Raw genomic sequence first — 22,585 nt, 5'->3', positions numbered from 1 at the left:
GCCTTCCCGGGCCGTAACTGGCACGATGGGCGCAGCGCGTCCCACCCACGAGGAAGTGACCACTGTGACCGGTTCCCCGATCCTGCTCCTCCATTCCATGTACGGCCTGCGGCCCGCGGTGCACGCGGCCGCGGGCCGGCTGCGCGCCGCGGGGCACGAGGTACACGTACCCGATCTGTACGAGGGGCGGACGGCGGCCACCGCCGAGGAGGGCATGGCCCTCAAGGAGGAGATCGGCGGGGACGAGCTGCTGAAGCGGGCGGTGCGGGCCGCGGCGCCCGTCTCGGACCGTGGTCTGGTCTATGCGGGCTTCTCCCTCGGCGGCTCGCTCGCGCAGAATCTGGCGCTGGCCGACGAGAAGGCGCGCGGGCTGCTTCTGCTGCACGGGACCTCGGACATCGCCGACGACACCACGACCGACGAACTGCCGGTGCAGCTGCACGTCGCCGACCCCGACCCGTTCGAGCCGCACGACTGGCTGAACGCCTGGTATCTGCGGATGGGGCGGGCCGGGGCCGAGGTGGAGGTCTTCCGCTACCCGGGGGCCGGGCACCTGTTCACCGACCCGGAGCTGCCGGACTACGACGAGCAGGCCGCCGAGGCCACCTGGCGGGTGGCGCTCGGCTTCCTCGACGAGCTGGGGTAGGTCAGGCCACGGGCTTTTCCGCGCGCTCGACCCGCTGGGTGCCGGAGCGGGTGAGGTAGGACCGGGTCCAGGACGCGGTGGCGTGCGGATCGGTCTTGTCGGAGACGGCGTAGTAGTCCATCTGGGCCCGCTCGGCTGTGACGTCGAGCACGCCGTATCCGTGGGCGTCCATGTCCAGCCACTTCACATGGCGGTTGGCGGTGCGGAGGGCGGCGGCCGCGGCCAGGGAGACGGTGTGCTCCGGTACGTGGAGCAGATCGTCCAGGTTGTCGGAGGTCACCGAGGTGACCACGAACTCGGTCGCGGCCGAGTCGGAGAACGGATAGGTCGCGGCCTTCACCGGCACGTCGTTGGCCCAGGCCATGTGGATGTCACCGGTGAGGAAGACGGTGTTGCCGATGCCGTTCCCGGTGAGGTGGGCGAGCAGCTCGCGCCGGTCGTCGGTGTAGCCGTCCCACTGGTCGGTGTTGATCGCCAGGCCCTCCTTGGGCAGCCCGAGGAGTTCGGCCAGCGGGGCGAGCACCTCGGCGGGGAGCGCGCCGAAGGCGACCGGCGAGATCATCACCGAGTTGCCCACCAGCCGCCAGGTGGTGTCCGAGCCGGTGAGCCCGGACTTCAGCCAGTCGAGCTGGGCGCGCCCGGTGACCGTGCGCTCCGGGTCGTCCACCGCACCGCTGCCCACGGCTGCCTGCTGCGAGCGGAACGAGCGCAGGTCGAGCAGGTGGAGGTCGGCGAGGGTGCCGTAGCGCAGCCGCCGGTAGGTGGTGCCCTCGGTGGAGGGGCGCACCGGCATCCACTCGAAGTACGCCTGTTTGGCGGCGGCCATGCGCGACGCCCAGGAGCCCTCGGTGCCGGGGGTGTGGTTCTCGGCCCCGCCCGACCAGGCGTCGTTGGCGAACTCGTGGTCGTCCCAGATGGCGATCATCGGCACCGCGGCGTGCAGCGCCTGCAGATCGGCATCCGTCTTGTACCGGCCGTGCCGGGTGCGGTAGTCGGCGAGGGTGACGATCTCGTGGGTGGGGGTGTGCTGCCGGACCACGTACTTCCGGTCGGGGTACTCGCCGGTCTGGTACTCGTAGATGTAGTCGCCCAGATGGAGGATCGCGTCCAGGTCGGTGCGGGCGGCGAGATGGCGGTACGGGGAGAACCAGCCCGCTTCCCAGTTGGCGCAGGAGACCACGCCGAAGCGGATCCCGGGGGCCGCGGCGTCGGCCGCCGGTGCGGTGCGGGTGCGCCCCACGGGGGAGTACGCGCCGCCGTCGGCGCGGAAGCGGTAGAAGTAGTCGGTGGCCGGGCGCAGGCCGCGCACATCGGCCTTGACGGTGTGGTCGGCCGCGGCGGTGGTCTTGCCGGTGCCGTGCGCGACGAGCGTACGGAACTCCCGGTCCGTGGCGACCTCCCAGCCGATCTCGACGGCCGGGCCGAGCCCCGAACCGGGCACGGCGTCGGGGGAGGGGCTGACGCGCGTCCACAGCAGGACGCCGTCGGGCAGCGGGTCGCCGGAGGCGACGCCGTGCAGGAAGGCGGGACCGGTGTCGGCATGGGCGGCCGTCTGGGCGGCCAGCGGCAGCAGGGCGGCGGTGGCCGCTACGGCCGTGACGGCGCTGCGGCGGGATATGTGGTTTTTGGCGTCGGTCACGGCCGATGAGATTACTGGCAAGTAGCCCCGGAGGGCAGGCATTCCGGGGGGAGTTCGCCCATGTGTCGCCGCGGGGTCACCGCCGGGTCGGCGGGCGTGCCCTCGGGATGTTCCCCCGTGGGCGCGCCCGCGCGGACCCGGCGGTGCCGGGCGGTTACTTCTTGAGGCCCTGCTGGACGAGCGGGGTGAACTGGTCCGGCGTCATCGGCGGCTTGCCCTTCTCGACCTCCAGCTTCTTGCCGTTGAGCTTGAAGGACGGAGTGCCGGTGACGTCCTTGGTGTCGTTGAACGTCTTGGACATGGCCAGGGCCCACCGGTCGTACGTGCCCTTCTTCACGGCCTTCTCGAAGGCCGCGTTGCCCTTCAGCTCCTTGACCTGCTGGGCGACGTCGATCAGCTTCTGGTCGCTCGCGAAGGCGTCGTCGGTCTCCTCGGGGTGGTTCTTCGGGGAGTAGAGCGCCGCCTTGTAGTCCAGGAAGGCCTGGGGGCTCACGTTGAGCGCCGCGCCGAGCGCGCTCAGGGCGTTCTTCGAGCCGGCGCCGGGCATCTGCTCGTTGTCGTCGAGGAAGGTGCCCATCGTGAACTGCGCCTTGAAGGTGCCGTCCTTGATGTCCTTGAGCACGGTCGGGCCGGTGAACTTCTCGAACTGGGCGCAGACCGGGCAGCGCATGTCCTCGTAGACGTGCAGCGTGTTCTTGGACTTCTTGTCGCCGATGACGACCGTGGTGCCCTGGGGCCCGCTGGTGTTGGCGGGCTTCACCAGCGACTGCTTCTTGGCGGCCGCCTGCCACTTCTGGTTGACGTTGTCCGTGCCCGTGTTCATGTTGGTGACGGCGTAGCCTATGCCGCCCGCTATCGCGAGGACCGCGACGACCGCGCCGCCGACGAACAGCTGGCGGCGCATCCGCTCCTTCTTGGCCTGACGCTCGCGCTCGGCGCGCAGCCGCTCGCGCGCGGCCTGCTTGTTCTGGTGGCTGTTGCGGTTGCTCATGAGTGATCGATCTCCGTCGTTTCTACGTCGGTCGGTAGTGCGTACGTGGAAGGGAAACGCTGTGCTCAGGCGGCGACTGAGCAGGGCGGTCCACGACGCACGACGGAGTGCACCAGAAGGGGGAGCGCGGGGGCCGGACGCGCCGGGCGTGTCGGCAGCGCGGCCGGGGCCTGCGGCCGCAGGGCCGCGGTGACCACCGCGACGGCCAGCAGCAGCGGCCGGAAGGCGAAACCGGCGAGGGCCCCCAGCAGCCGCCCGAAGGCGGCCTCACCGCGCCGCAGCCAGGCCGAGGCGATCAGCCCGACGGCCACATGGGCGGCGAGCAGCAGCCACGGGGTCGCGGAGCTGACGACGGCGGACAGGGGCGTGCCACCCCCCGGATGGGTGACCCCGGCCAGCGGGGTGCCCACGTCACCGCTGCCGCAGAGCAGGTCGACGCCCATGGAGCGCAGGGGACCGGCCACCGGGCCACCGGACTGGCCGTAACAGGCGTCCTGGCCCGTGGTGAAGATCGTGTCGGCGGCCAGCTCCAGCGGGACCAGCAGGGCGGCGATGCCCCAGAAGCCCCGCTCCCGGCCCGCGAGGGCGTAGGCGAGGGCGAAGACGGCCACCGCGAGCGCCGCGACCGTGGACAGCGGCAGCGGGACGCGGGAGAGCAGCACGTGGGAGGCCGTGGACAGGGTGACGCACAGCGCTGTGAAGAGCGCCGCGCGCAGGGCCCTCAGCTGGAGCCCGGTGCCGCCGGTGCCGACGGCGCTGGCCATCCCGTCCATAGGGTCGGATTGTGCCACGTTCGCCTGTAGGAGTGATATCAAGAGGGGGCGCGGGGCACCCGTGCGGGCACCCCGCGTCCTGGTCAGAGGCCCTGCTGCTGGAGACCGGGGATGCGGCCGTTGCGGAAGAGGTCCACGAAGATCTGGTGGTCGGCGCGGGCCCGGGCGCCGTACGTGTGGGCGAAGTCCACCAGCAGCTCCCCGAAGCCGTCCTCGTCGGCGGCGATCACCGCGTCGATGGCGCGCTCGGTGGAGAACGGCACCAGCGAGTGACCGCTCTGGTCGTCGGCGGCGGCGTGCATGGTGGCCGTGGCCCGCCCGAGGTCCGCGACGACCGCCGCGATCTCCGCCGGGTCGTCGATGTCGGACCAGTCCAGGTCCACCGCGTACGGCGACACCTCGGCTACCAGCTGCCCGGCCCCGTCCAGCTCGGTCCAGCCCAGCCACGGGTCGGCGTGCGCCTGGAGCGCGCGCTGCGAGATCACCGTGCGGTGGCCCTCGTGGTGGAAGTAGGCGCGCACCTGCTCGTCGGTGATGTGCCGGGAGACCGCCGGGGTCTGCGCCTGCTTCATGTAGATCACCACATCGTTCTCCAGGGCGTCGCTGTTGCCCTCCAGGAGGATGTTGTACGAGGGCAGCCCGGCGCTGCCGATGCCGATGCCCCGGCGGCCCACGACGTCCTTGACGCGGTAGGAGTCCGGACGCGCGAGACTGGACTCGGGAAGCGTTTCCAGATAGCCGTCGAAGGCGGCCAGCACCTTGTAGCGGGTCGCGGCGTCCAGCTCGATGGAGCCGCCGCCCGCCGAGAAGCGGCGCTCGAAGTCGCGGATCTCGGTCATCGAGTCGAGCAGCCCGAAGCGGGTCAGCGAACGGGCGACGCGCAGCGCGTCCAGCAGCGGGCCCTCGGCGGTCTCCAGCGTGAAGGGCGGCACCTCGTCGTTCTTGGCGCCGGTGGCCAGCGCGTGGATCCGCTCGCGGTAGGCGGCGGCGTAGATGCGCACCAGGTCGGTGATCTTCTCGTCGCTGAGCGCCTTGGTGTAGCCGATGAGCGCGACGGAGGCGGCGAAGCGCTTGAGGTCCCAGGTGAAGGGGCCGACGTACGCCTCGTCGAAGTCGTTCACATTGAAGACCAGACGCCCGTTGGCGTCCATGTAGCTGCCGAAGTTCTCGGCGTGGAGGTCACCGTGGATCCACACCCGGCTGGTGCGGTCGTCCAGGTACGGCCCGCCGGCGCGCTCGCGCTCCACGTCGGAGTAGAACAGGCAGGCGGTGCCGCGGTAGAAGGCGAACGCCGAGGCGGCCATCTTCCGGAACTTCACCCGGAAGGCGGCCGGGTCGGCGGCGAGCAGCTCGCCGAAGGCGGTGTCGAAGACGGCGAGGATGTGCTCGCCGCGCTGTTCCGCCTGGGTCTGCTGGGTCGACATCGCGGAGCGCCTCCTGGGGCATGGGGATTACGGCGTGGTGACTCATACGACAGGGTGTTTCTCGTCCCGTACGACATACGTTCCGACGTACATGACGGGACGGAGGATCCCGAGAGAATCAACGTCTGAGGCTACTCGCCCGTGCCCGTCCGCTGTCAGTCCGGAGGGGTAACCTTCGGTCCTGTCCCACCCACCTGTCATCGACCGTTCGCCGGAGGTCTGCCACCGTGACCAAGCCGCCCTTCACGCACCTGCATGTCCACACCCAGTACTCGCTGCTGGACGGTGCGGCGCGGCTCAAGGACATGTTCAACGCCTGCAACGAGATGGGCATGACGCACATCGCCATGACCGACCATGGCAACCTGCACGGTGCGTATGACTTCTACCAGCAGGCGACGGCCGCCGGGGTCACCCCGATCATCGGCATCGAGGCGTATGTCGCCCCGGAGTCGCGGCGCTACAAGCGACGGGTCCAGTGGGGCCAGCCGCACCAGAAGCGCGATGACGTCTCCGGTTCCGGTGGTTACACCCACAAGACCCTCTGGGCGACGAACAAGACCGGTCTGCACAACCTCTTCCGGCTCTCCTCCGACGCCTACATGGAGGGTTACTTCGTCAAGTGGCCCCGGATGGACAAGGAGACCATCGCCCAGTGGTCCGAGGGGCTGGTCGCCTCCACCGGCTGCCCGTCCGGCGAGCTGCAGACGAGGCTGCGGCTCGGCCAGTTCGACGAGGCCCTGAAGGCCGCCTCCGAATACCAGGACATCTTCGGCAAGGACCGCTATTTCCTGGAGCTGATGGACCACGGCATCGAGATCGAGCGCCGGGTCAGGGACGGGCTGCTGGAGGTCGGCAAGAAGCTGGGCATCCCGCCGCTGGTCACCAACGACTCGCACTACACCTACTCCCGCGAGTCCGTGGCGCACGACGCGCTGCTGTGCGTCCAGACCGGCAAGAACCTCTCCGACCCGGACCGCTTCCGCTTCGACGGCACCGGCTACTACCTGAAGTCCACGGAGGAGATGTACGCCATCGACTCCTCGGACGCCTGGCAGGAGGGGTGCCGCAACACCCTCCTGGTCGCCGAGCAGATCGACAACACCGGCTGGTTCGAGAAGCGCGACCTGATGCCGCGCTTCGACGTGCCCGAGGGGTACACCGAGGTCACCTGGTTCCAGGAGGAGGTCCGCAAGGGGATGGCCCAGCGCTTCCCCGGCGGCGTCCCCGAGGACCGGCAGAAGCTCGCCGAGTACGAGATGGACGTCATCATCCAGATGGGGTTCCCGGGCTACTTCCTCGTGGTCGCCGACTTCATCATGTGGGCCAAGAACAACGGCATCGCGGTGGGCCCCGGCCGAGGCTCCGCGGCCGGTTCGATCGTCTCGTACGCCCTGGGCATCACCGACCTCGACCCGGTCGAGCACGGGCTGATCTTCGAGCGGTTCCTCAACCCCGAGCGTGTGTCCATGCCCGATGTCGACATCGACTTCGACGAGCGCAGGCGCGGTGAGGTGATCCGGTACGTCACCGAGAAGTACGGTGCCGACAAGGTCGCCCAGATCGGCACGTACGGCACCATCAAGGCCAAGAACGCGATCAAGGACTCGGCCCGTGTGCTCGGCTACCCGTACGCGATGGGTGACCGCATCACCAAGGCCATGCCCGCCGATGTCCTCGGCAAGGGCATCCCGCTGTCCGGCATCACCGACGAGAAGCACCCCCGCTACAGCGAGGCGGGCGAGGTGCGCGGGATGTACGAGAACGAGCCGGACGTGAAGAAGGTCATCGACACCGCGCGCGGCATCGAGGGCCTGGTGCGGCAGATGGGCGTGCACGCCGCGGGCGTGATCATGTCCAGCGAGACGGTGACCGACCACGTCCCGGTGTTCTCGCCGAAGAACGACGGCCAGGTCGTGACCCAGTGGGACTACCCCACCTGTGAGTCGCTGGGCCTGCTGAAGATGGACTTCCTCGGCCTGCGCAACCTCACCATCATGGATGACGCGGTCAAGATGGTCCGTGCCAACAAGGGCATCGACCTCAAGCTGCTCGACCTGACCCTGGACGACCCCAAGACCTTCGAACTGCTCTGCCGCGGCGACACCCTCGGCGTCTTCCAGTTCGACGGCGGTCCCATGCGCTCCCTGCTGCGCATGATGAAGCCCGACCACTTCGAGGACATTTCCGCCGTCTCGGCCCTCTACCGGCCGGGCCCGATGGGCATGAACTCGCACATCAACTACGCCCTGCGGAAGAACGGCCAGCAGGAGATCACCCCGATCCACCCGGAGCTGGAGGAGCCGCTCAAGGAGGTCCTGGGCATCACCTACGGCCTCATCGTGTACCAGGAGCAGGTGCAGAAGGCCGCCCAGGTGCTCGCGGGGTACTCGCTAGGACAAGCCGACCTGTTGCGCCGGGCGATGGGCAAGAAGAAGCAGGAGGTCCTGGACAAGGAGTTCGTGCCCTTCCAGAAGGGCTGCCGCGAGCGCGGCTACTCCGACGAGGCCATCCAGGCCGTGTGGGACGTGCTGGTCCCGTTCGCCGGATACGCGTTCAACAAGGCGCACTCCTCCGCGTACGGCCTGGTCACCTACTGGACCGCGTACCTCAAGGCCAACTACCCCGCCGAGTACATGGCGGCGCTGCTCACCTCGGTCCGTGATGACAAGGACAAGTCGGCGGTCTACCTCAACGAGTGCCGCCGCATGGGCATCAAGGTGCTCACGCCGAACGTCAACGAGTCCGAGGCCAACTTCACCGCCCAGGGTGACGATGTGATCCTCTTCGGCCTCACGGCGGTCCGTAACGTCGGTCAGAACGTGGTGGACGCGATCATCCGCGGCCGCAAGTCGAAGGGGAAGTACTCCTCGTTCCCCGACTACCTGGACAAGGTCGAGGCGGTCGTCTGCAACAAGCGCACCACCGAATCGCTCATCAAAGCGGGCGCCTTCGACGAGATGGGCCACACCCGCAAGGGCCTCACCGCGCACTACGAAACGATGATCGACAACGTGGTGGCGGTGAAGCGCAAGGAGGCCGAGGGGCAGTTCGACCTCTTCGGCGGCATGGGCGGCGAGGGCGGAGACGGGGAGGCCCCGGGCTTCGGCCTCGACATCGAGTTCTCGGACGTCGAGTGGGACAAGGCGTATCTGCTCGCCCAGGAGCGGGAGATGCTCGGTCTCTACGTCTCCGACCACCCGCTCTTCGGCATCGAGCACGTCCTCAACGACAAGGCCGACGCCGCCATCTCCCAGCTCACCGGTGGCGAGCACGCCGACGGGGCGATCGTCACCATCGGCGGCATCATCTCCGGCCTCCAGCGCAAGATGACCAAGCAGGGCAACGCCTGGGCCATCGCGACCGTCGAGGACCTGGCCGGGTCCATCGAGTGCATGTTCTTCCCGGCCACCTATCAGCTGGTCTCCACCCAGCTCGTCGAGGACGCCGTCGTCTTCGTCAAGGGACGGCTCGACAAGCGCGAGGACGTGCCCCGGCTGGTCGCCATGGAGCTGATGGTCCCCGACCTGTCCGAGGCGGGCGCCAATGCCCCCGTGACGATCACCATTCCGACCGTCAAGGTCACCCCGCCGCTGGTCGAGAAGCTGGGCGAGGTGCTGACCCACCACCGCGGTTCGACCGAGGTGCGGATCAAGCTGCAAGGGGCGCGCAAGACCACCGTGCTGCGGCTCGACCGGCACCGGGTGACCCCCGACCCGGCGCTCTTCGGCGACCTCAAGGTGCTGCTGGGAGCCTCCTGCCTGGCGGGCTGAGCGGCGGATGGTGAGACGACGAGGGGCGCGCCCGGACTGCCGGGCGCGCCCCTCAACCGCTCATGGGCGGTGGCTCAGTTGTGGCCGAAGCTCTTCTGGCGGCCCTTGCGTGCCGTCGAAGGGCTGCCTTCCGACGGCATCTGCGGGGCCTGCGCTTCCACCGAGGACTGCTGCGTCTGGTCGGCCTGACCGCGGTTCCGCTCCTGCTGCTGCTTGCGATCGCGGTTCTTGTTCTTACCCATGGTGGTGTGCCTCCAGTTGGGATCAGCCCCCGGGAAGAACAGTGACACGCCTCGGTGACCCGTGCATTTCGGGCAATTACCGTGAGTGAGAAGGGCGGTCTTGCCGAGGAGGCCGTATCCGCCACGCCGGTGATCCAGTTCGGACTGATAACCCCCGTACGGTCGGGCAGACTCGAAGGGAGGACGAAGAAGAGATCCGGGGCACGGCTGCGTCGGGGGCGACCGACGACTGGACTTCAGGAAAGAGGGTGGAACGTGGACCGCTGCGTCGTCCTGGTGGACGCCGGCTATCTGCTGGGCGCCGCCGCGAGCCTGCTCGCCGGGGAGCCCGCCCGCTCCCGTATCTCCGTCGATCACGCGACCCTGATCCAGGGCTTGCGGGAGCGCGCCCAGGCCGAGACCGAGCGCCCGCTGCTCCGCATCTACTGGTTCGACGGCGCCCCCGACCGCGTACCGCAGCCCGAGCACCGGCGGCTGCGGGTGATGCCCCGTGTCACCGTCCGGCTCGGCGCGCTGACCCGCAGCGACGGCCGCTGGGCGCAGAAGGGCGTGGACGCCGCCATGCACGCCGAGCTGACCGAGCTGGCCCGCAACCGCGCCTGCTCCGACATCGTGCTGGTCACCGGCGACGGCGATCTGCTGCCCGGGCTGATGTCGGCCAAGGAGCACGGCGTCGCCGTCCACCTGTGGGCCGTCCAGGCCGCCGACGGCGACTACAACCAGTCCGAGGACCTGGTCGCCGAGGCCGACGAGCGGCGCGTCCTGGACCGGGCCTGGATCACCAGGGCGGTGCGCGCCAAGGAGCTTCCCGGGCCCTGCGCCCCCACCACCGAGCCGCGCCCCGAGATCGCCGCCATCCTCGCCGCCCCGCTGCCGGAGACCGCCGCGGCGGCCGCCGCCGCGGCAGCGGCCGGGGAGCCGCCCGCCACGCACAACGGCACGGCGCGGCCCGCCGGGGCCGCCCCGGGGGCCGCCCCCGCCGCGGCCGGGCAGGACGCCCGGACGGCGCCGGGACCGGCCCCAGCCGCCGGGCAGGACGCCACGACCGCGGGCGGGGCCAAGGGCGTGCCCACCCCGAAGGACCTCGCGGGCCTCGGCCGCGGGCCCGGCGGCCCCGCCGCCCAGCACCCGGCACCCAGCGCCACCCTCCGCTGGTCCTCCGACAAGGGCTGGGTCGATCGCGGCCCGGGCTCCGGAGTGGGCGAGCCGCCGGAGACCGCCAATCTGCCCATGCTGGCCCAGCTCACCAGCGCCGAGCAGCGCTGGGCCGACCGGGAGGAGGACATCACCGCGGTCAGCGGCGACCCGTTCGAGGTCGGCCAGGTCTTCGCCCGCCGCTGGACCGAGCGGCTCTCCGACGCCGGCCACCTCCACCAGCTGTCGACGGAGTACCCGCGCATCCCGCACCGCATCGACGGCGAGCTGCTGCGCTACGCGGCCCGCTTCGGTCTGCTCGCCCACAAGGACGACCAGATCGACGAGCACGACCGCTATGCCATCCGGGCCGGGTTCTGGCGCGAGATCGACGTCCGCACCGCCGCCGAGCACGCCCCGGCGGGGGAGTAGCGCCCCTGTCCCCGGGCCCCCGCGGACGGCTCCGGGTGTTTGGGCGCGTACCCTCATAGCTCGTGAGGACGGGCGCGAAACAGGCGACGGCAGGCGATGTGGTGTGCACCGTGCGCGGCCTGGTCAAGACCTATCCCGCGGCGCGTGGCCGCCGCGGTGCGCCCGCCACGCCCGAGGTACGGGCCAGCGACGGCGTCGATCTGGACGTGGTGCGCGGTGAGGTGTTCGGGCTGCTCGGGCCCAACGGCGCCGGGAAGTCGACCCTCGTACGCCAGCTCACCGGCCTGCTGCGGCCCGACGAGGGACGGGTACGGGTGCTCGGCCACGACCTCGTGCGCCACCCCGAGCGCGCCTCCCGCCTCCTCGGCTACCTGGGCCAGGACTCCACCGCGCTGGACGAGCTGACCGTCGCCCTCGCCGCCGAGACCACCGCGCGGCTGCGCGGCCTGGACGCGCGCACGGCCCGCGCCGAGCGGGACGCGGTGATCGAGGAGCTGGGGCTCGCCGGGATCGCCGGGCGGCCGCTCAAGAAGCTCTCCGGCGGCCAGCGCCGGCTGGCCTGCGTCGCCGCCGCCCTGGTGGGGGAGCGGCCGCTGCTGGTGCTGGACGAGCCGACCACCGGCATGGACCCGGTGGCGCGGCGCGCCGTCTGGGCCGCCGTGGACCGGCGGCGGGCCGAGCGCGGGGTGACCGTGCTGCTCGTGACGCACAACGTCATCGAGGCCGAGACCGTGCTCGACCGGGTCGCGGTGCTCGACCACGGCCGGGTCATCGCCTGCGACACCCCCGCCGGGCTCAAGGCGATGGTCGCGGACGAGGTGCGGGTGGAGCTGGTGTGGCGCGCCGAGGCACCGCTGCACATCCCCGGGGTCGCCGCGCTGCGGGACGCCGCGCACGCCTCCGGGCGGCGCTGGACCCTGCGGCTGGCCCCGGACGCGGCGCGCGCCGCGATCGCCACCGTGACCGGCGGGCCCGCCTTCGCCGCGCTGGACGACTTCACCCTCGCCACGCCCAGCCTGGAGGACGTCTACGTGGCGCTGGGCGGCCGTACGGAGGGCGCGGAGGGGCTGGTGAAGACGTGAGGGACGGCACCCGGGGACGGCGCGAGGTGAACGCGCCCTTGAACGCCACCGTGATCACGTCCGTAACCAAGCCCGTGACCAAGCCAGACGGAAGAGGAGCAGCGCAGACGTGAGTGTCGTGCCCGCGCAGGCCATGCCCGGCATGCCGAAGGCCGGTGCGCCAGCCGAGGAGGCCGGTGGTGCCGTGCCCCGGCCAGCCGACGCAGCCCCCGCCCCGCTCGCGGCCTCCGCGCGGCTGCTGCCCGCGCTGGTCGCGGTCTACCGGGCGCAGCTGTCGCGGGCGCGGGTGGCCCGGATTCCGCTGCTGTTCGTGGCGACCTTCCAGTCCGTCGGGATCATGGTCCTGATGCGCGGTGTGGTGGACGAGGGCGGCAGCGCGGCGCGGTCCGTGGTGGCCGGGTCGAGCGTGCTCGTCGTGGCCTTCGTGGCGCTCAATCTGCTCGCGCAGTACTTCGGCCAGCTACGGGCGAGCGGCGGGCTCGACCACTACGCGACGCTGCCGGTGCCGCCCGCCGCGGTGGTGCTCGGCGCGGCCGCCGCGTACGCCTCCTTCACCGTGCCCGGGACGGCCGTCACCGCGGTCGTCGGCAGCGTGCTGTTCCAGCTGCCGCTGGGCCACCTGTGGGTGCTCGCCGCGGTGATCCCGCTCTCGGGTGCCGCCCTCGCGGGGCTCGGCGCGGCGCTCGGACTGCTCGCGCCGCGCCAGGAACTGGCCACGCTGCTGGGGCAGTTGGGAATGTCGGCCGCGCTGCTGCTGGGGGTGCTGCCCGCCGCCCGGATGCCGGAGGTAGTGTCGTACGCGCGCGATCTGCTGCCGTCGACGTACGGTGTGGAGGCCCTGGCCCGGTCCTTCGACGGCCAGCCCGACTGGCTGGCGGTCTGCGCCGACCTCGGGGTGTGCGCGGGGGTGGCCGTGGTGTCGCTCGCCGCCGCGACCTGGGCCTATCGCCGGGCCGCTGTGCGGTGACGCGCCGCAGCGGACCTCCCGCCGACCGAAGTACGCCGTCCAACTGGCACGATGACGGAGTGACCGCACCGTTGACGCCACATGATCAGCCCTCGCCGCACGACAACTCCGAGCACGGGCAGCCCGCACCGGGCGAACCGGCCGCGCAGGGGCGTCCCGACCCGTATCCCGCCGAGGAGTCCGAGCCCGCCGAGTACTCCGAACCGGGGGAGGAGCTGCGGGCCGAGCTGGTACAGGCCTCCGTGGTGGCGATCGCGGTGGCGGTCGCGGGCGTGGGGCTCGGGCTGCTGTGGCTGTGGCTCGCGCCCCGGGTGGGGCTGATCTCGGACGGCAAGGCCGTCTATCTGAAGAACTCGGAGGGTGAGGACGCGATCGGCGCGGACGGGGTGTTCGTGCTGGCGGCGCTCGCCTTCGGCCTCGTCTCGGCGCTGCTGACCTTCCTGTTCTGCCGGCGCGGCGGGGTCGCCCTGGTGGTCGGGCTGGCCATCGGCGGCGTCCTCGGCTCGGTGATCGCCTGGCGGATCGGCGTCTGGCTCGGGCCGTCCACGGACGTCGTGGCGCACGCCCGGCAGGTCGGCAAGGGCGTCGCGTTCCAGGCCCCGCTGAAGCTGAACGCGAAGGGCGCGCTGCTGGCGTGGTCGGTGGCCGCGATGGTCGTGCACCTGGCCCTGACCGGCCTGTTCGGCCCCCGCGACGAGGAGCCGGAGACCTACTACCAGGCCTCGACCACCGCGTAGGCGGCGGCCGCTAGGCCCTCGGCGCGCTGGAGGCGCGGACGACCAGTTCCGGGCGCAGGCGCTCGGACTCGACCGCTTCGCCCTCCAGCAGCCGGACCAGCAGCCGCAGGCCCCGGCGGCCCATCTCCAGCATGGGGGACCGGACGGTCGTCAGTGGCAGCGGCAGCTCCGCCGCCAGCGGGGTGTCGTTGAACCCCACCACCGCCACGTCGGCCCCCGCCCGCAGGCCCTGTTCGCGGAGGGCGCCGATCGCGCCGATGGCCGCGAAGTCGTTCACCGCGAAGACCGCCGTCGGCGGCTCCGGCGTGTCCAGCAGCCGCGCCGTGGCGGTGTGCCCGCCGGGCACGTCGAAGCGGGAGTGGGTGATCCGGTGGGCCGGGATCGGCAGCCCCGCCTCCCGGTAGCGGTCCACCAGGCCCGCCGTACGGTCGATGCCGGTGCTCGCGTACGGCTCGCCCGCGACGACCGCGACATCGCGGTGGCCCAGCTCCAGCAGATGGTCGGCGACAAGCCGACCGCCCAGATAGTCGTCGCAGGTCACCGACGGGTGGCTGCCACAGGTCCGGCTGACCAGGACGAACGGGATGCCGCGCCCGGCCACCTCGTCCAGGAAGCGCCCGTCCGCGTGCGCGTCGCCGAAGATCATGCCGTCGACACGCCGCCCGATGACCATGTTGGTGCGGGTGCGCTGGGCCTCGGGTTCGTCGCCGGTGTTGGCGACGAACGTCGACAGGCCCTGCTCGGCGGCGGCGTCCTCGATCCCCTCGTAGATCGTGGCGAGCACGATGTCCGACAGCCGGGGGACCAGGACGCCGACCAGGTTGCTGCGCCGGGTGCGCAGGCTGGTGGCGTGGGGGTTGGGCTGGTAGCCCAGTTCGTCGGCGAGCCGGCGGACCCGCTCCACGGTGCCGGGTGAGGCGGCGCGCAGGCTCTCGTCCGGCTTGGCGTGCAGCACCCGCGAGACGGTCGAGACATGCAGACCGAGCTGATCGGCGATGGTGCGCAGAGTGACCGGTCGTGATTTCTGCGTGCCCACTTCGGCTCGGCCTCCGGTTGTCCCACTGCCGCACCCCGGACCCCGGTACGGCGCATGGGCGTGATCGTAACAGCGGACCTCTTGACACCCGTGGCCGGTGACACCCATCCTACCCAAACGATTGGCCCAAACGATTGGGCACAATATTGAGCCGCTCAGGCGTGGTTTCACGCCATATTGCGGCGCCACATCAGGAGGAGGCAGGGTGCGCAGGATCGTCGTACTGTCGACGGGCGGGACCATTGCCACCCGCCAGGACGCCCATGGCACCAGGCTCGCCGCCGATCCGGCGGACGCCCTGCTGGACCGGCTTCCCCGATCCCCGGGGGTGCCCGTCGAGACGCGCGACGTCTTCTGCCTGGGCAGCTATCTGCTGACCCCGGCCGATATGCGTGACGTCGCCGTGGCCGCCCACCGGGCGCTGGCCGACGAGAGCGTCCGGGGGGTGGTGGTCACCCACGGCACCGACAGCCTGGAGGAGACCGCGTACCTCCTCGACCTCTTCCACGCGGACCCCCGGCCCGTGGTGTTCACCGGCGCGATGCGCCCGGCGGACGCCCCGGACGGCGACGGCCCGCGCAACCTCGCCGACGCCATCGCGGTCGCGAACGCCACCCGCGCCCGTGACCTCGGCGTGCTGGTCTCCTTCGACGGCCGGATCTACCCCGCCCGCGGCACCCGCAAGGCCCACACCCTGGCCCCCGCCGCGTTCGCCGCCCCCGACGGCGGCCCGCTGGGGCGGGTGGCCGACGGCGAGGTGGAGATCACCGCGGCGCCGCTGCGTCCCAAACCGCTCGACCTCGCGGCCTTCCGCCCCGAGGAGCCCGAGCGCGTCCGCACCGACATCGTCGCGGTCTACCCCGGCTGCGACATCCGGGCCCTGCGCGCGGTGGCCGACGCGGGCGCCCGCGCGGTGGTCCTCGAAGCCACCGGCGCGGGCAACGCCAACCCACAGGTCGCCGCCGAGGTCGGACGGCTCGTCGGCGCCGGCGTCGTGGTCGCGCTCTCGACCCGCGTCCACGCCGGTCCGGTCGCCGCGGTGTACGGCAACGGCGGCGGCGCCGACCTTGCCCGTGCCGGGGCCATCCCCACCGGCACCCTGCGCCCCTCCCAGGCGCGGGTCCTGCTCACCGCCCTGCTCGGGTGCTACGGCGACCCGGCGCGGGTGCGGACCGAACTGAGAACAGCAGTGGAAACATCATTGGAGAGGAATCAGCATGGCTAAAGAGATCTTTGTGGCGTTCGGCGTCGACGTCGACGCGGTGGCGGGCTGGCTGGGCAGCTACGGCGGCGAGGACTCGCCCTGTGACATCTCCCGCGGCATGTTCGCCGGGGAGGTCGCGGTGCCGCGGCTGCTGCGCCTGTTCGAGCGCAAGGAGCTGCGGACCACATGGTTCATCCCCGGCCACTCCCTGGAGACCTTCCCCGACCAGACCCGCGCGGTGGTCGACGGCGGCCATGAGATCGGCGCCCACGGCTACAGCCACGAGAACCCGATCGCGATGACCCGGGCGCAGGAGAGCGCCATCCTGGACCGCAGCATCGAGCTGATCGAGAAGGTCGCGGGGCGCCGCCCGACCGGCTACGTCGCCCCCTGGTGGGAGTTCTCGCCGGTGACCAACGAGCTGCTGATCGAGCGCGGCATCGCGTACGACCACTCCCTGATGCACAACGACTTCACGCCCTATTACGTGCGCGTCGGCGACAGCTGGACGAAGATCGACTACTCGCGCCCTGCCGAGGAGTGGATGAAGCCGCTGGTGCGCGGCGAGGAAACCGATCTGGTCGAGATCCCGGCCAACTGGTACCTCGACGACCTGCCGCCCATGATGTTCGTCAAGGCCAGCGCCAACAGCCATGGCTTCGTCAGCCCGCGCGAGCTGGAACAGACCTGGCGCGACCAGTTCGACTGGGTCTACCGCGAGATGGACTACGCGGCCTTCACCATGACGATCCACCCCGATGTCTCCGGCCGCCCCCAGACGCTGCTGATGCTGGAGCGGCTCATCGAGTACATCAGCGGCCACGAGGGCGTGCGCTGGTCGACCTTCGACGAGATCGCCACCGACTTCAAGGCCCGCTCCCCCCGGGCCTGATTCCCCCTCCGTACTCCCCGTCCCCCCCGCTTCCCTCGCCATCAGCCCTCACGCGCGGTCACCCCGCGCGGGCGCGGCACCCTCCCGCGCGGCAGATCACCCGCTGCCGGCGCCCGGCCCCCACCCCCGGCCGACGAAGCATCCCCTCCCCCTCTCACCGCGACGGCGCACCGCGCCGGCGCGGCCCGCTTCCGACAAGGGGCATCCGCCATGACCACCGTCTCCTCCCACAACAGAGACACCTCCGACCCCAGACCCCCCACGGCCCCCGCCCGGCGGCTGCCCCGCATCGGGGTGCGCCCCACGCGCAAGGCCACCGCCATCGCCTTCTGCGCCTGGGTGTTCGCCGTCTACGACTACATCCTGTTCGGCACCCTGCTGCCCGAGATCTCCAGCCGCTTCGGCTGGAGCGAGGAGCGGGCGGCGCTGATCTCCACCCTGATCTCCATCGGCACCGCCGTCGTCGTCCTCGGCGTCGGCCCGCTCGTGGACCGGCTCGGGCGCCGCAAGGGCATGATCCTCACCGTCTCGGGCACCGCCCTGGCCTCCGCCGCCTCGGCCGTCACCCCCGGTGCCGGCTATCTGGTCGGCGTCCGTTCGATCGGCGGCCTTGGCCTGTCCGAACAGGCCGTCAACACCACCTATCTCAACGAGATCTACGCCGTCACCGAGGACGAGGCGATCAAGAAGCGCCGCGGCTTCGTCTACAGCATGGTGCAGTCCGGCTGGCCTGTCGGCACGCTCGTCGCGGCCGCGTTCGTCGCCGTCTTCCTGCCGCTCGTCGGCTGGCGCGGCTGCTTCCTGCTCGCCACCTTCCCCGCCCTCGTCATCGCCCTGCTGCGGCGCGGCCTGCCGGAGACCCCGCAGTTCGAACTGGAGAAGCGGCTGCGGGCCCTGCGGAAGGAGGGCAAGGAGACGGAGGCGCGGCAACTCGCCGCCGACCACGGCGTGGACGAGACTCCCGGCGCCCCGCTGCTGGAGATCTTCCGCGGCCGGGCGCGGCGCAACACCCTCGTCCTCAGCTTCGCCTGGCTCGCCAACTGGTTCGGCATCCAGATCTTCAGCGTGCTCGGTACGACGGTGCTCACCAAGGCCAAGGGCGTCAGCTTCGAGGGCTCCCTGCTGCTGTTCATCGTCATCAACGCCGTCGGCTTCGCCGGCTACCTCTTCCACGGCTGGGCCGGTGACCGCTTCGGCCGCCGCAATGTCATCGCCTGCGGCTGGATCGTCTCCGGCATCCTCTTCGCCCTCATGCTCACCGTCGCGCACGGCACCGGGCCCGTGGTGGCGCTCTACTCCCTCGGGATGTTCTTCCTGATCGGCCCGTACGCGGCGATGCTCTTCTACATGGGTGAGTGCTACGACACCCGCTGCCGGGCCACCGGCACTTCCTTCATCAACGCCTTCAGCCAGCCCGGGGCCGTCATCGCCGGTGCCATCGCCACCGCGATGCTCGCCTCCGGCGCCCACTGGGGCCAGACCGCGCTGCTCGTCGGCGCCGCCGGAACGTTCCTCTCCGGCTTCGTGATGTTCGCGGCCCGCCGGGTCGACACCGTCGAAGCCTGAATCCCACCAGGAGTCCGATCAGTGATACAGCACGATCAGCCGGAGCGGCCGGTCGCCGTGATCACCGGCGCGGCCAGCGGCATCGGCCGCGCGCTCGCCGTCACCTACGCGCGCCGCGGCGTACGGACGGTGCTCGGCCACTACCCCGGCGACCCCCACGACCCGGACGAGACCGCAACCCTGGTCGAGGCCGCGGGCGGCCAGTGCGTACGGCACGAGGTGGACGTACGCGACCCGGCGGCCGTCGAGGCGTTCGCGCAGGCCGCCCTCACCTCGTACGGCCGCCTGGACATCGCCGTGGCGAACGCCGGGGTGCTGCGCCGGGCGCCGCTCGCCGAACTCACCGACGCGGCCTGGGACGACATGCTCTCCGTCGATCTCACCGGCGTGCTGCGCACCCTGCGCTCCGCCGCCGGGCGCATGTCCGGGCCGGGCGCGATGGTGGCCGTCTCCTCCATCGCGGGCGGCGTCTACGGCTGGGGCGACCACGCCCACTACGCCGCCGCCAAGTCCGGAGTGCTGGGGCTGTGCCGGAGCCTGGCGGTCGAACTCGCCCCGCGCGGAATCCGCGTCAACGCGGTGATCCCCGGGCTCATCGTCACCCCGCAGTCCTCCGACCCGGTCAACTCGCTCGGCCCCGACGGGCTCGCCCGCGCCGCCGGCTCCATCCCCTGGGGGCGGGTCGGCAGGCCCGAGGAGGTCGCCTCCGCGATCGCCTATCTGACCTCCGAGGACGCCTCGTACGTCACGGGGCAGAGCCTCGTGGTGGACGGCGGCCTCACGGTGAGGATGCCCGCATGACGGCCGGGGCGCTGGACGGGCGCACCGCTTTTGTCACCGGCGGGGCCAGCGGCATCGGCCGCGCCGTCGTGGCGGCCTACGTACGCGAAGGCGCCCGGGTCGTGATCGCCGACCGCGACGGGCCCCGCGCCGCCGCGGCGGCCGCCGAGACCGGCGCGGCGGGCCACGCCGCCTTGGACGTCACCGACCCCGCCGCCGTCGAGGCCGTGACGGCCGCGGTGGCGCGGGAGCACGGCGGCATCGCCATCCTGGTCAACGCCGCGGGCATCCTCACCGAGGCGCCCCTGACCGAGATGGACCCGCGGCTGTGGTCGGAGACCATCGCCGTCGACCTCACCGGGGTCTTCCTGTGCTGCCGCTACGTCGTACCGGGGATGGCCGAGCGCGGCTGGGGGCGGGTCATCAACATCGCCTCCCAGCTCGGCATCAAGGGCGGCCGCTCGCTGTCCCACTACGCGGCGGCCAAGGCCGGGGTCATCGGGCTGACCAAGTCCCTCGCCCTGGAGGTGGCGGAACGCGGCGTTCTGGTGAACGCCATCGCACCCGGCCCCGTCGACACCCCGATGGTCGCCGGGATCACCGCCGAGTGGAAGGCCGCCAAGCAGGCCGAACTCCCCCTGGGCCGCTTCGGTCGCCCCGAGGAAGTGGCGCCGACCGCCGTCCTGCTGGCCTCCGACCCTGGCGGCAACCTATACGTCGGCCAGACGCTGGGACCCAACAGCGGCGACGTGATGCCGTAGCCGCGGCGGCTCGCGCGGCCCCGGCTCCCAAGCCGGGGGTGGACCTGGGTCTCCCACGTCCGCACCGGCGGTGTGCCACCGGAGTGCGGGCGGCCGGGAGACCGTGGGCGGTACCGGGACGGAGGAGGTGAACGGATGTGCGGGGCGTGCGGTGAGCGCGGGGCGTTCGACTGGGCCCGGCCGTGGACCAGCGGCGTGACCGCCCGGCGGGCCGTCGCGGTCGCGGCGGCGCGGGCGGGCCGCCGGCCCGGTCTGCGGGTGGTGGCGAACAGCGGCGGGTGGCTGGTGAACGGGCCGACCGGCGCCGCCGCCGCGTGCGACGGGCTCGGCGCGCTCGTCGCGGCCCTGCGGCGGCTGGGGGCGGTGGACGAGCCCGAGCCGTTGGACCCCGCCCGGCCCTCCGGGCCGCTGTCGGTGCCGGGTGCGGCGGACGGCCGTACCGGGGTCGTGCTGCGCGTCGGCCCCGGCGGGTCGGGCTGCCCCGACGCGGCGCTGGACGGCGCGGCGGACGTGGCGCTGGTGGACTCCGAGGCCACGGCCCGCGCCGTACTGGCCGCCCTCGCCTCGCCCCGCTGGTCGCCGCGCCGCTTTCTGGAGCGGGTGGAGGGCGTGGCCGCGGCCTGGGGCCGCCCGGTGGCCGGTACGCCCCCCGAGCCCGCCGAGCTCGCCGCCGACGTACTGCTGCGGCTGGAGTGGGCCCGGCAGAGCGGACGGCTGGACGGCGCGGCCCGCGCGGTGCGCGGCCCGCTGGCGCCGGGCGTGGAGTACGACGTGGAGGTCCGCGACGGCCACGTGGTCCGGGCCCGGACCGTCCGGGGCTGAGGGGTGGCCCGCAGTCGGGCCAGGGCCCACCCCGGCGCGAGCAGGACCAGCATGCTCAGCCCCGCGATGACGCCGGGCCACCACCAGTCCTCGGCGCGTCGGCACACCGGTCGGCGCGGGTCAGCACGACAGTGTCGGGGCCTCCGTGGGCGAGGAGGACGGCCGCGCCCCCGCCCACGAGAGTCGCGTCGGGTCGCCCGCGACGTCCAGAGCGGTCGCCGGGGGAGCGTGCCGTGCGCCCCGCGGGACCCGCGGGCAAGCCCTGGGAGTGTCTCGCCGATCATGCCGGGCTCGCGACGCACGGCCCGGCACCCCGGCTCCGTTCTCGTCGCGGGCAGTGCCTCCCCCAGCTACCGCCGTGAGGCGACATCACGGGCCCGACGCGACCGTGCGGACCGCCCCCTACGGCGTGTCGAACCGCGCGATCGGCGCCACCACCGCGTCCGTCAGCGACGCCAGGTCCTGCGGGGACAGCTCGACCTCCAGGCCCCGGCGGCCGGCCGAGACGCAGACCGTCTCGTGGCCGTCGGCGGAGGCGTCCAGCGCGGTCGGCAGCCGTTTGCGCTGGCCGAGCGGGGAGATGCCGCCGCGGACGTAGCCCGTGGTGCGCTCGGCCGCCGCCGGGTCCGCCATGGTGGCGCGCTTACCGCCGACCGCGGCGGCGAGCGCCTTGAGGTCGAGGGTGGCCGACACGGGCACGATGGCGACCGTGAGGCGGTCGTCGACGCTCGCGATCAGGGTCTTGAACACCCGGCCCGGCTCCACGCCCAGCGCCCGCGCGGCCTCCTCGCCGTACGAGGGGGCGGCCGGGTCGTGGTCGTAGGAGTGCACGGTGAAGGCCGTGCCCGCCGCGGCGAGGGCGGTGGTGGCGGGGGTTCCGGTGGAACCGGAGGAGTTCTTCTTGGTCTTCTTCGCCATCTTCACAAGAGGTTGCGTCAGTTGGGGCTGGTGGGGCGGCGGGTGAGGTCGACGGCGGGCAGGGACGGGAGCTTACCGATGACCGCGCTCTCGGAGCGCAGCATTTTCAGCTCATCCGCCAGTCGGCTCGCCGTGTCGGGCGCCTGGAGCAGCCGCTGCTTGGCCGGGGTGTCGAGCACGGCGGCGGCCGCGACCAGATAGGAGAGCACCGAGGGCTCGCCCGGCAGGTCCTGCTCGGCGGCCAGGGTGCGCTCCCGGGCGCCCGCGAGCCGCTTCTGGTAGGTGCGGAAGGCCCGTACCACCCCGGAGGCCAGCGCTCCGGCACCGTCTCCCTGCTCCTCCTCCAACTCGTTGACCTCGCCCACCAGGTACGGCCCCGTGGAGTCCACGGACAGCAGTTCGAAGCGGGTGGTGCCGGTGGCCAGCACCTCGAAGGTGCCGTCCCTCTGCTCCCGGATGGTGGCCGCGTCAGCGATACAGCCCACCCCGTAGAACGACTTGGCCGGGTCCGGGCCGAAGCCGGCCGCCGGGCCCCGGTCGGGGGTGGGCGCCGACTCCGGGAGACCGATCGCGCTGGGCGCGACCTCGTGGCCGTCCCTGATGGCGATCACCCCGAACCGGCGCGGCGCGTCCTCGGGAAGCGCCGAAAGATCGCGCATCAGGGAGCGGTACCGCTGTTCGAAGACGTTCAGGGGCATGACGAGCCCCGGGAACAACACCGTGTTCAGCGGGAAGAGCGGAAGGCGCGCGGAGGTCACGGGGTGTA

The 22,585-nt window shown here is 72.1% G+C and carries 20 protein-coding genes; 12 read left to right on the top strand and 8 right to left on the bottom strand.

Translation table 11 applies throughout. The annotated features are described in order from the left end of the window. The first annotated feature begins 64 nt into the window (after positions 1 to 64). Positions 65 to 646, top strand: coding sequence for a dienelactone hydrolase family protein (locus ACH4SI_RS29400; protein ID WP_398300819.1), 582 nt, complete (start codon positions 65 to 67; stop codon positions 644 to 646). A gap of 1 nt (position 647) precedes the next feature. On the opposite strand, the gene ACH4SI_RS29395 is transcribed toward ACH4SI_RS29400, so the two are convergent. From ACH4SI_RS29395 to ACH4SI_RS29380, 4 genes are all read right to left on the bottom strand, one after another. Next, positions 648 to 2,327, bottom strand: a complete 1,680-nt coding sequence (locus ACH4SI_RS29395; protein WP_398300817.1) for an alkaline phosphatase D family protein — start codon at positions 2,325 to 2,327, stop codon at positions 648 to 650. Between the two features lie 112 nt (positions 2,328 to 2,439). Continuing rightward, positions 2,440 to 3,276 (bottom strand): thioredoxin domain-containing protein, encoded by an 837-nt coding sequence (locus ACH4SI_RS29390; RefSeq protein WP_398300815.1) that lies wholly within the window; start codon positions 3,274 to 3,276, stop codon positions 2,440 to 2,442. A 65-nt stretch (positions 3,277 to 3,341) separates the two neighbouring features. Next, entirely contained in the window at positions 3,342 to 4,040 is a 699-nt protein-coding gene (locus ACH4SI_RS29385) for a hypothetical protein (RefSeq protein ID WP_398300956.1), read from the bottom strand. A gap of 92 nt (positions 4,041 to 4,132) precedes the next feature. Further along, positions 4,133 to 5,473: a DUF2252 domain-containing protein gene (locus ACH4SI_RS29380; protein WP_398300813.1), complete on the bottom strand. Its 1,341-nt coding sequence runs from the start codon at positions 5,471 to 5,473 to the stop codon at positions 4,133 to 4,135. Between the two features lie 227 nt (positions 5,474 to 5,700). Here ACH4SI_RS29380 and dnaE point away from each other — a divergent pair, with 227 nt between their 5' ends. Then, the gene (gene dnaE / locus ACH4SI_RS29375) at positions 5,701 to 9,246 is read left to right on the top strand and encodes a DNA polymerase III subunit alpha (protein ID WP_398300811.1); all 3,546 of its coding nucleotides are present in this window, start codon (positions 5,701 to 5,703) and stop codon (positions 9,244 to 9,246) included. Between the two features lie 74 nt (positions 9,247 to 9,320). Here dnaE and ACH4SI_RS29370 read toward each other — a convergent pair whose 3' ends face one another. Continuing rightward, entirely contained in the window at positions 9,321 to 9,488 is a 168-nt protein-coding gene (locus ACH4SI_RS29370) for a hypothetical protein (RefSeq protein ID WP_398300809.1), read from the bottom strand. A gap of 255 nt (positions 9,489 to 9,743) precedes the next feature. Between ACH4SI_RS29370 and ACH4SI_RS29365 the strand changes: the two genes are divergently transcribed. The 4 genes from ACH4SI_RS29365 to ACH4SI_RS29350 all read left to right on the top strand — a co-directional run bounded on the left by ACH4SI_RS29365 (position 9,744) and on the right by ACH4SI_RS29350 (position 13,840). Then, positions 9,744 to 11,054 (top strand): NYN domain-containing protein, encoded by a 1,311-nt coding sequence (locus ACH4SI_RS29365; RefSeq protein WP_398300807.1) that lies wholly within the window; start codon positions 9,744 to 9,746, stop codon positions 11,052 to 11,054. A 62-nt stretch (positions 11,055 to 11,116) separates the two neighbouring features. Then, complete coding sequence (locus tag ACH4SI_RS29360; RefSeq protein WP_398300805.1) at positions 11,117 to 12,136, top strand: ABC transporter ATP-binding protein; 1,020 nt, start codon at positions 11,117 to 11,119, stop codon at positions 12,134 to 12,136. A gap of 142 nt (positions 12,137 to 12,278) precedes the next feature. Next, the gene (locus ACH4SI_RS29355; protein WP_398300954.1) at positions 12,279 to 13,103 is read left to right on the top strand and encodes an ABC transporter permease; all 825 of its coding nucleotides are present in this window, start codon (positions 12,279 to 12,281) and stop codon (positions 13,101 to 13,103) included. A gap of 59 nt (positions 13,104 to 13,162) precedes the next feature. Continuing rightward, a complete protein-coding gene (locus tag ACH4SI_RS29350) occupies positions 13,163 to 13,840 on the top strand; it encodes an ABC transporter permease (protein ID WP_398300803.1) in 678 nt (225 codons plus the stop codon). Between the two features lie 10 nt (positions 13,841 to 13,850). Here the strand turns inward: ACH4SI_RS29350 and ACH4SI_RS29345 are convergent, their stop codons facing one another. Continuing rightward, positions 13,851 to 14,876, bottom strand: coding sequence for a LacI family DNA-binding transcriptional regulator (locus ACH4SI_RS29345; protein ID WP_398300801.1), 1,026 nt, complete (start codon positions 14,874 to 14,876; stop codon positions 13,851 to 13,853). Between the two features lie 205 nt (positions 14,877 to 15,081). Between ACH4SI_RS29345 and ACH4SI_RS29340 the strand changes: the two genes are divergently transcribed. The 6 genes from ACH4SI_RS29340 (at position 15,082) to ACH4SI_RS29315 (ending at position 20,901) form a co-directional block, all read left to right on the top strand. After that, positions 15,082 to 16,101 carry an asparaginase gene (locus tag ACH4SI_RS29340; protein WP_398300799.1) on the top strand — a complete coding sequence of 340 codons (1,020 nt, stop codon included), beginning with the start codon at positions 15,082 to 15,084 and terminating at the stop codon, positions 16,099 to 16,101. Next, a complete protein-coding gene (locus ACH4SI_RS29335; RefSeq protein WP_398300797.1) occupies positions 16,094 to 16,972 on the top strand; it encodes a polysaccharide deacetylase in 879 nt (292 codons plus the stop codon). The genes ACH4SI_RS29340 and ACH4SI_RS29335 overlap by 8 nt, the downstream gene beginning before the upstream one ends. Before the next feature lie 210 nt (positions 16,973 to 17,182). Then, positions 17,183 to 18,538 carry an MFS transporter gene (locus ACH4SI_RS29330; protein WP_398300795.1) on the top strand — a complete coding sequence of 452 codons (1,356 nt, stop codon included), beginning with the start codon at positions 17,183 to 17,185 and terminating at the stop codon, positions 18,536 to 18,538. Between the two features lie 21 nt (positions 18,539 to 18,559). Next, a complete protein-coding gene (locus ACH4SI_RS29325) occupies positions 18,560 to 19,339 on the top strand; it encodes an SDR family NAD(P)-dependent oxidoreductase (protein ID WP_398300793.1) in 780 nt (259 codons plus the stop codon). Continuing rightward, on the top strand, positions 19,336 to 20,079 hold the full coding sequence (locus tag ACH4SI_RS29320; protein ID WP_398300790.1) for an SDR family NAD(P)-dependent oxidoreductase: 744 nt from the start codon (positions 19,336 to 19,338) through the stop codon (positions 20,077 to 20,079). Before ACH4SI_RS29325 ends, ACH4SI_RS29320 begins: the two co-directional genes overlap by 4 nt. Before the next feature lie 135 nt (positions 20,080 to 20,214). After that, positions 20,215 to 20,901, top strand: a complete 687-nt coding sequence (locus ACH4SI_RS29315) for a hypothetical protein (protein WP_398300788.1) — start codon at positions 20,215 to 20,217, stop codon at positions 20,899 to 20,901. A 402-nt stretch (positions 20,902 to 21,303) separates the two neighbouring features. On the opposite strand, the gene ybaK is transcribed toward ACH4SI_RS29315, so the two are convergent. Both ybaK and ACH4SI_RS29305 read right to left on the bottom strand, forming a co-directional pair. Continuing rightward, positions 21,304 to 21,819 (bottom strand): Cys-tRNA(Pro) deacylase, encoded by a 516-nt coding sequence (ybaK, locus tag ACH4SI_RS29310; RefSeq protein ID WP_398300786.1) that lies wholly within the window; start codon positions 21,817 to 21,819, stop codon positions 21,304 to 21,306. 17 nt (positions 21,820 to 21,836) lie between these two features. Further along, positions 21,837 to 22,577 carry an LON peptidase substrate-binding domain-containing protein gene (locus ACH4SI_RS29305; protein WP_398300784.1) on the bottom strand — a complete coding sequence of 247 codons (741 nt, stop codon included), beginning with the start codon at positions 22,575 to 22,577 and terminating at the stop codon, positions 21,837 to 21,839. Positions 22,578 to 22,585 lie beyond the last annotated feature (8 nt).

Origin of the sequence: Streptomyces sp. NPDC021212 (assembly GCF_044332925.1) — a bacterium.
Classification (GTDB): Bacteria; Actinomycetota; Actinomycetes; order Streptomycetales; family Streptomycetaceae; genus Streptomyces.
The sequence above is the reverse complement of the archived record's forward strand: the minus strand, read 5'-3'. Positions and strand labels throughout refer to the sequence as shown.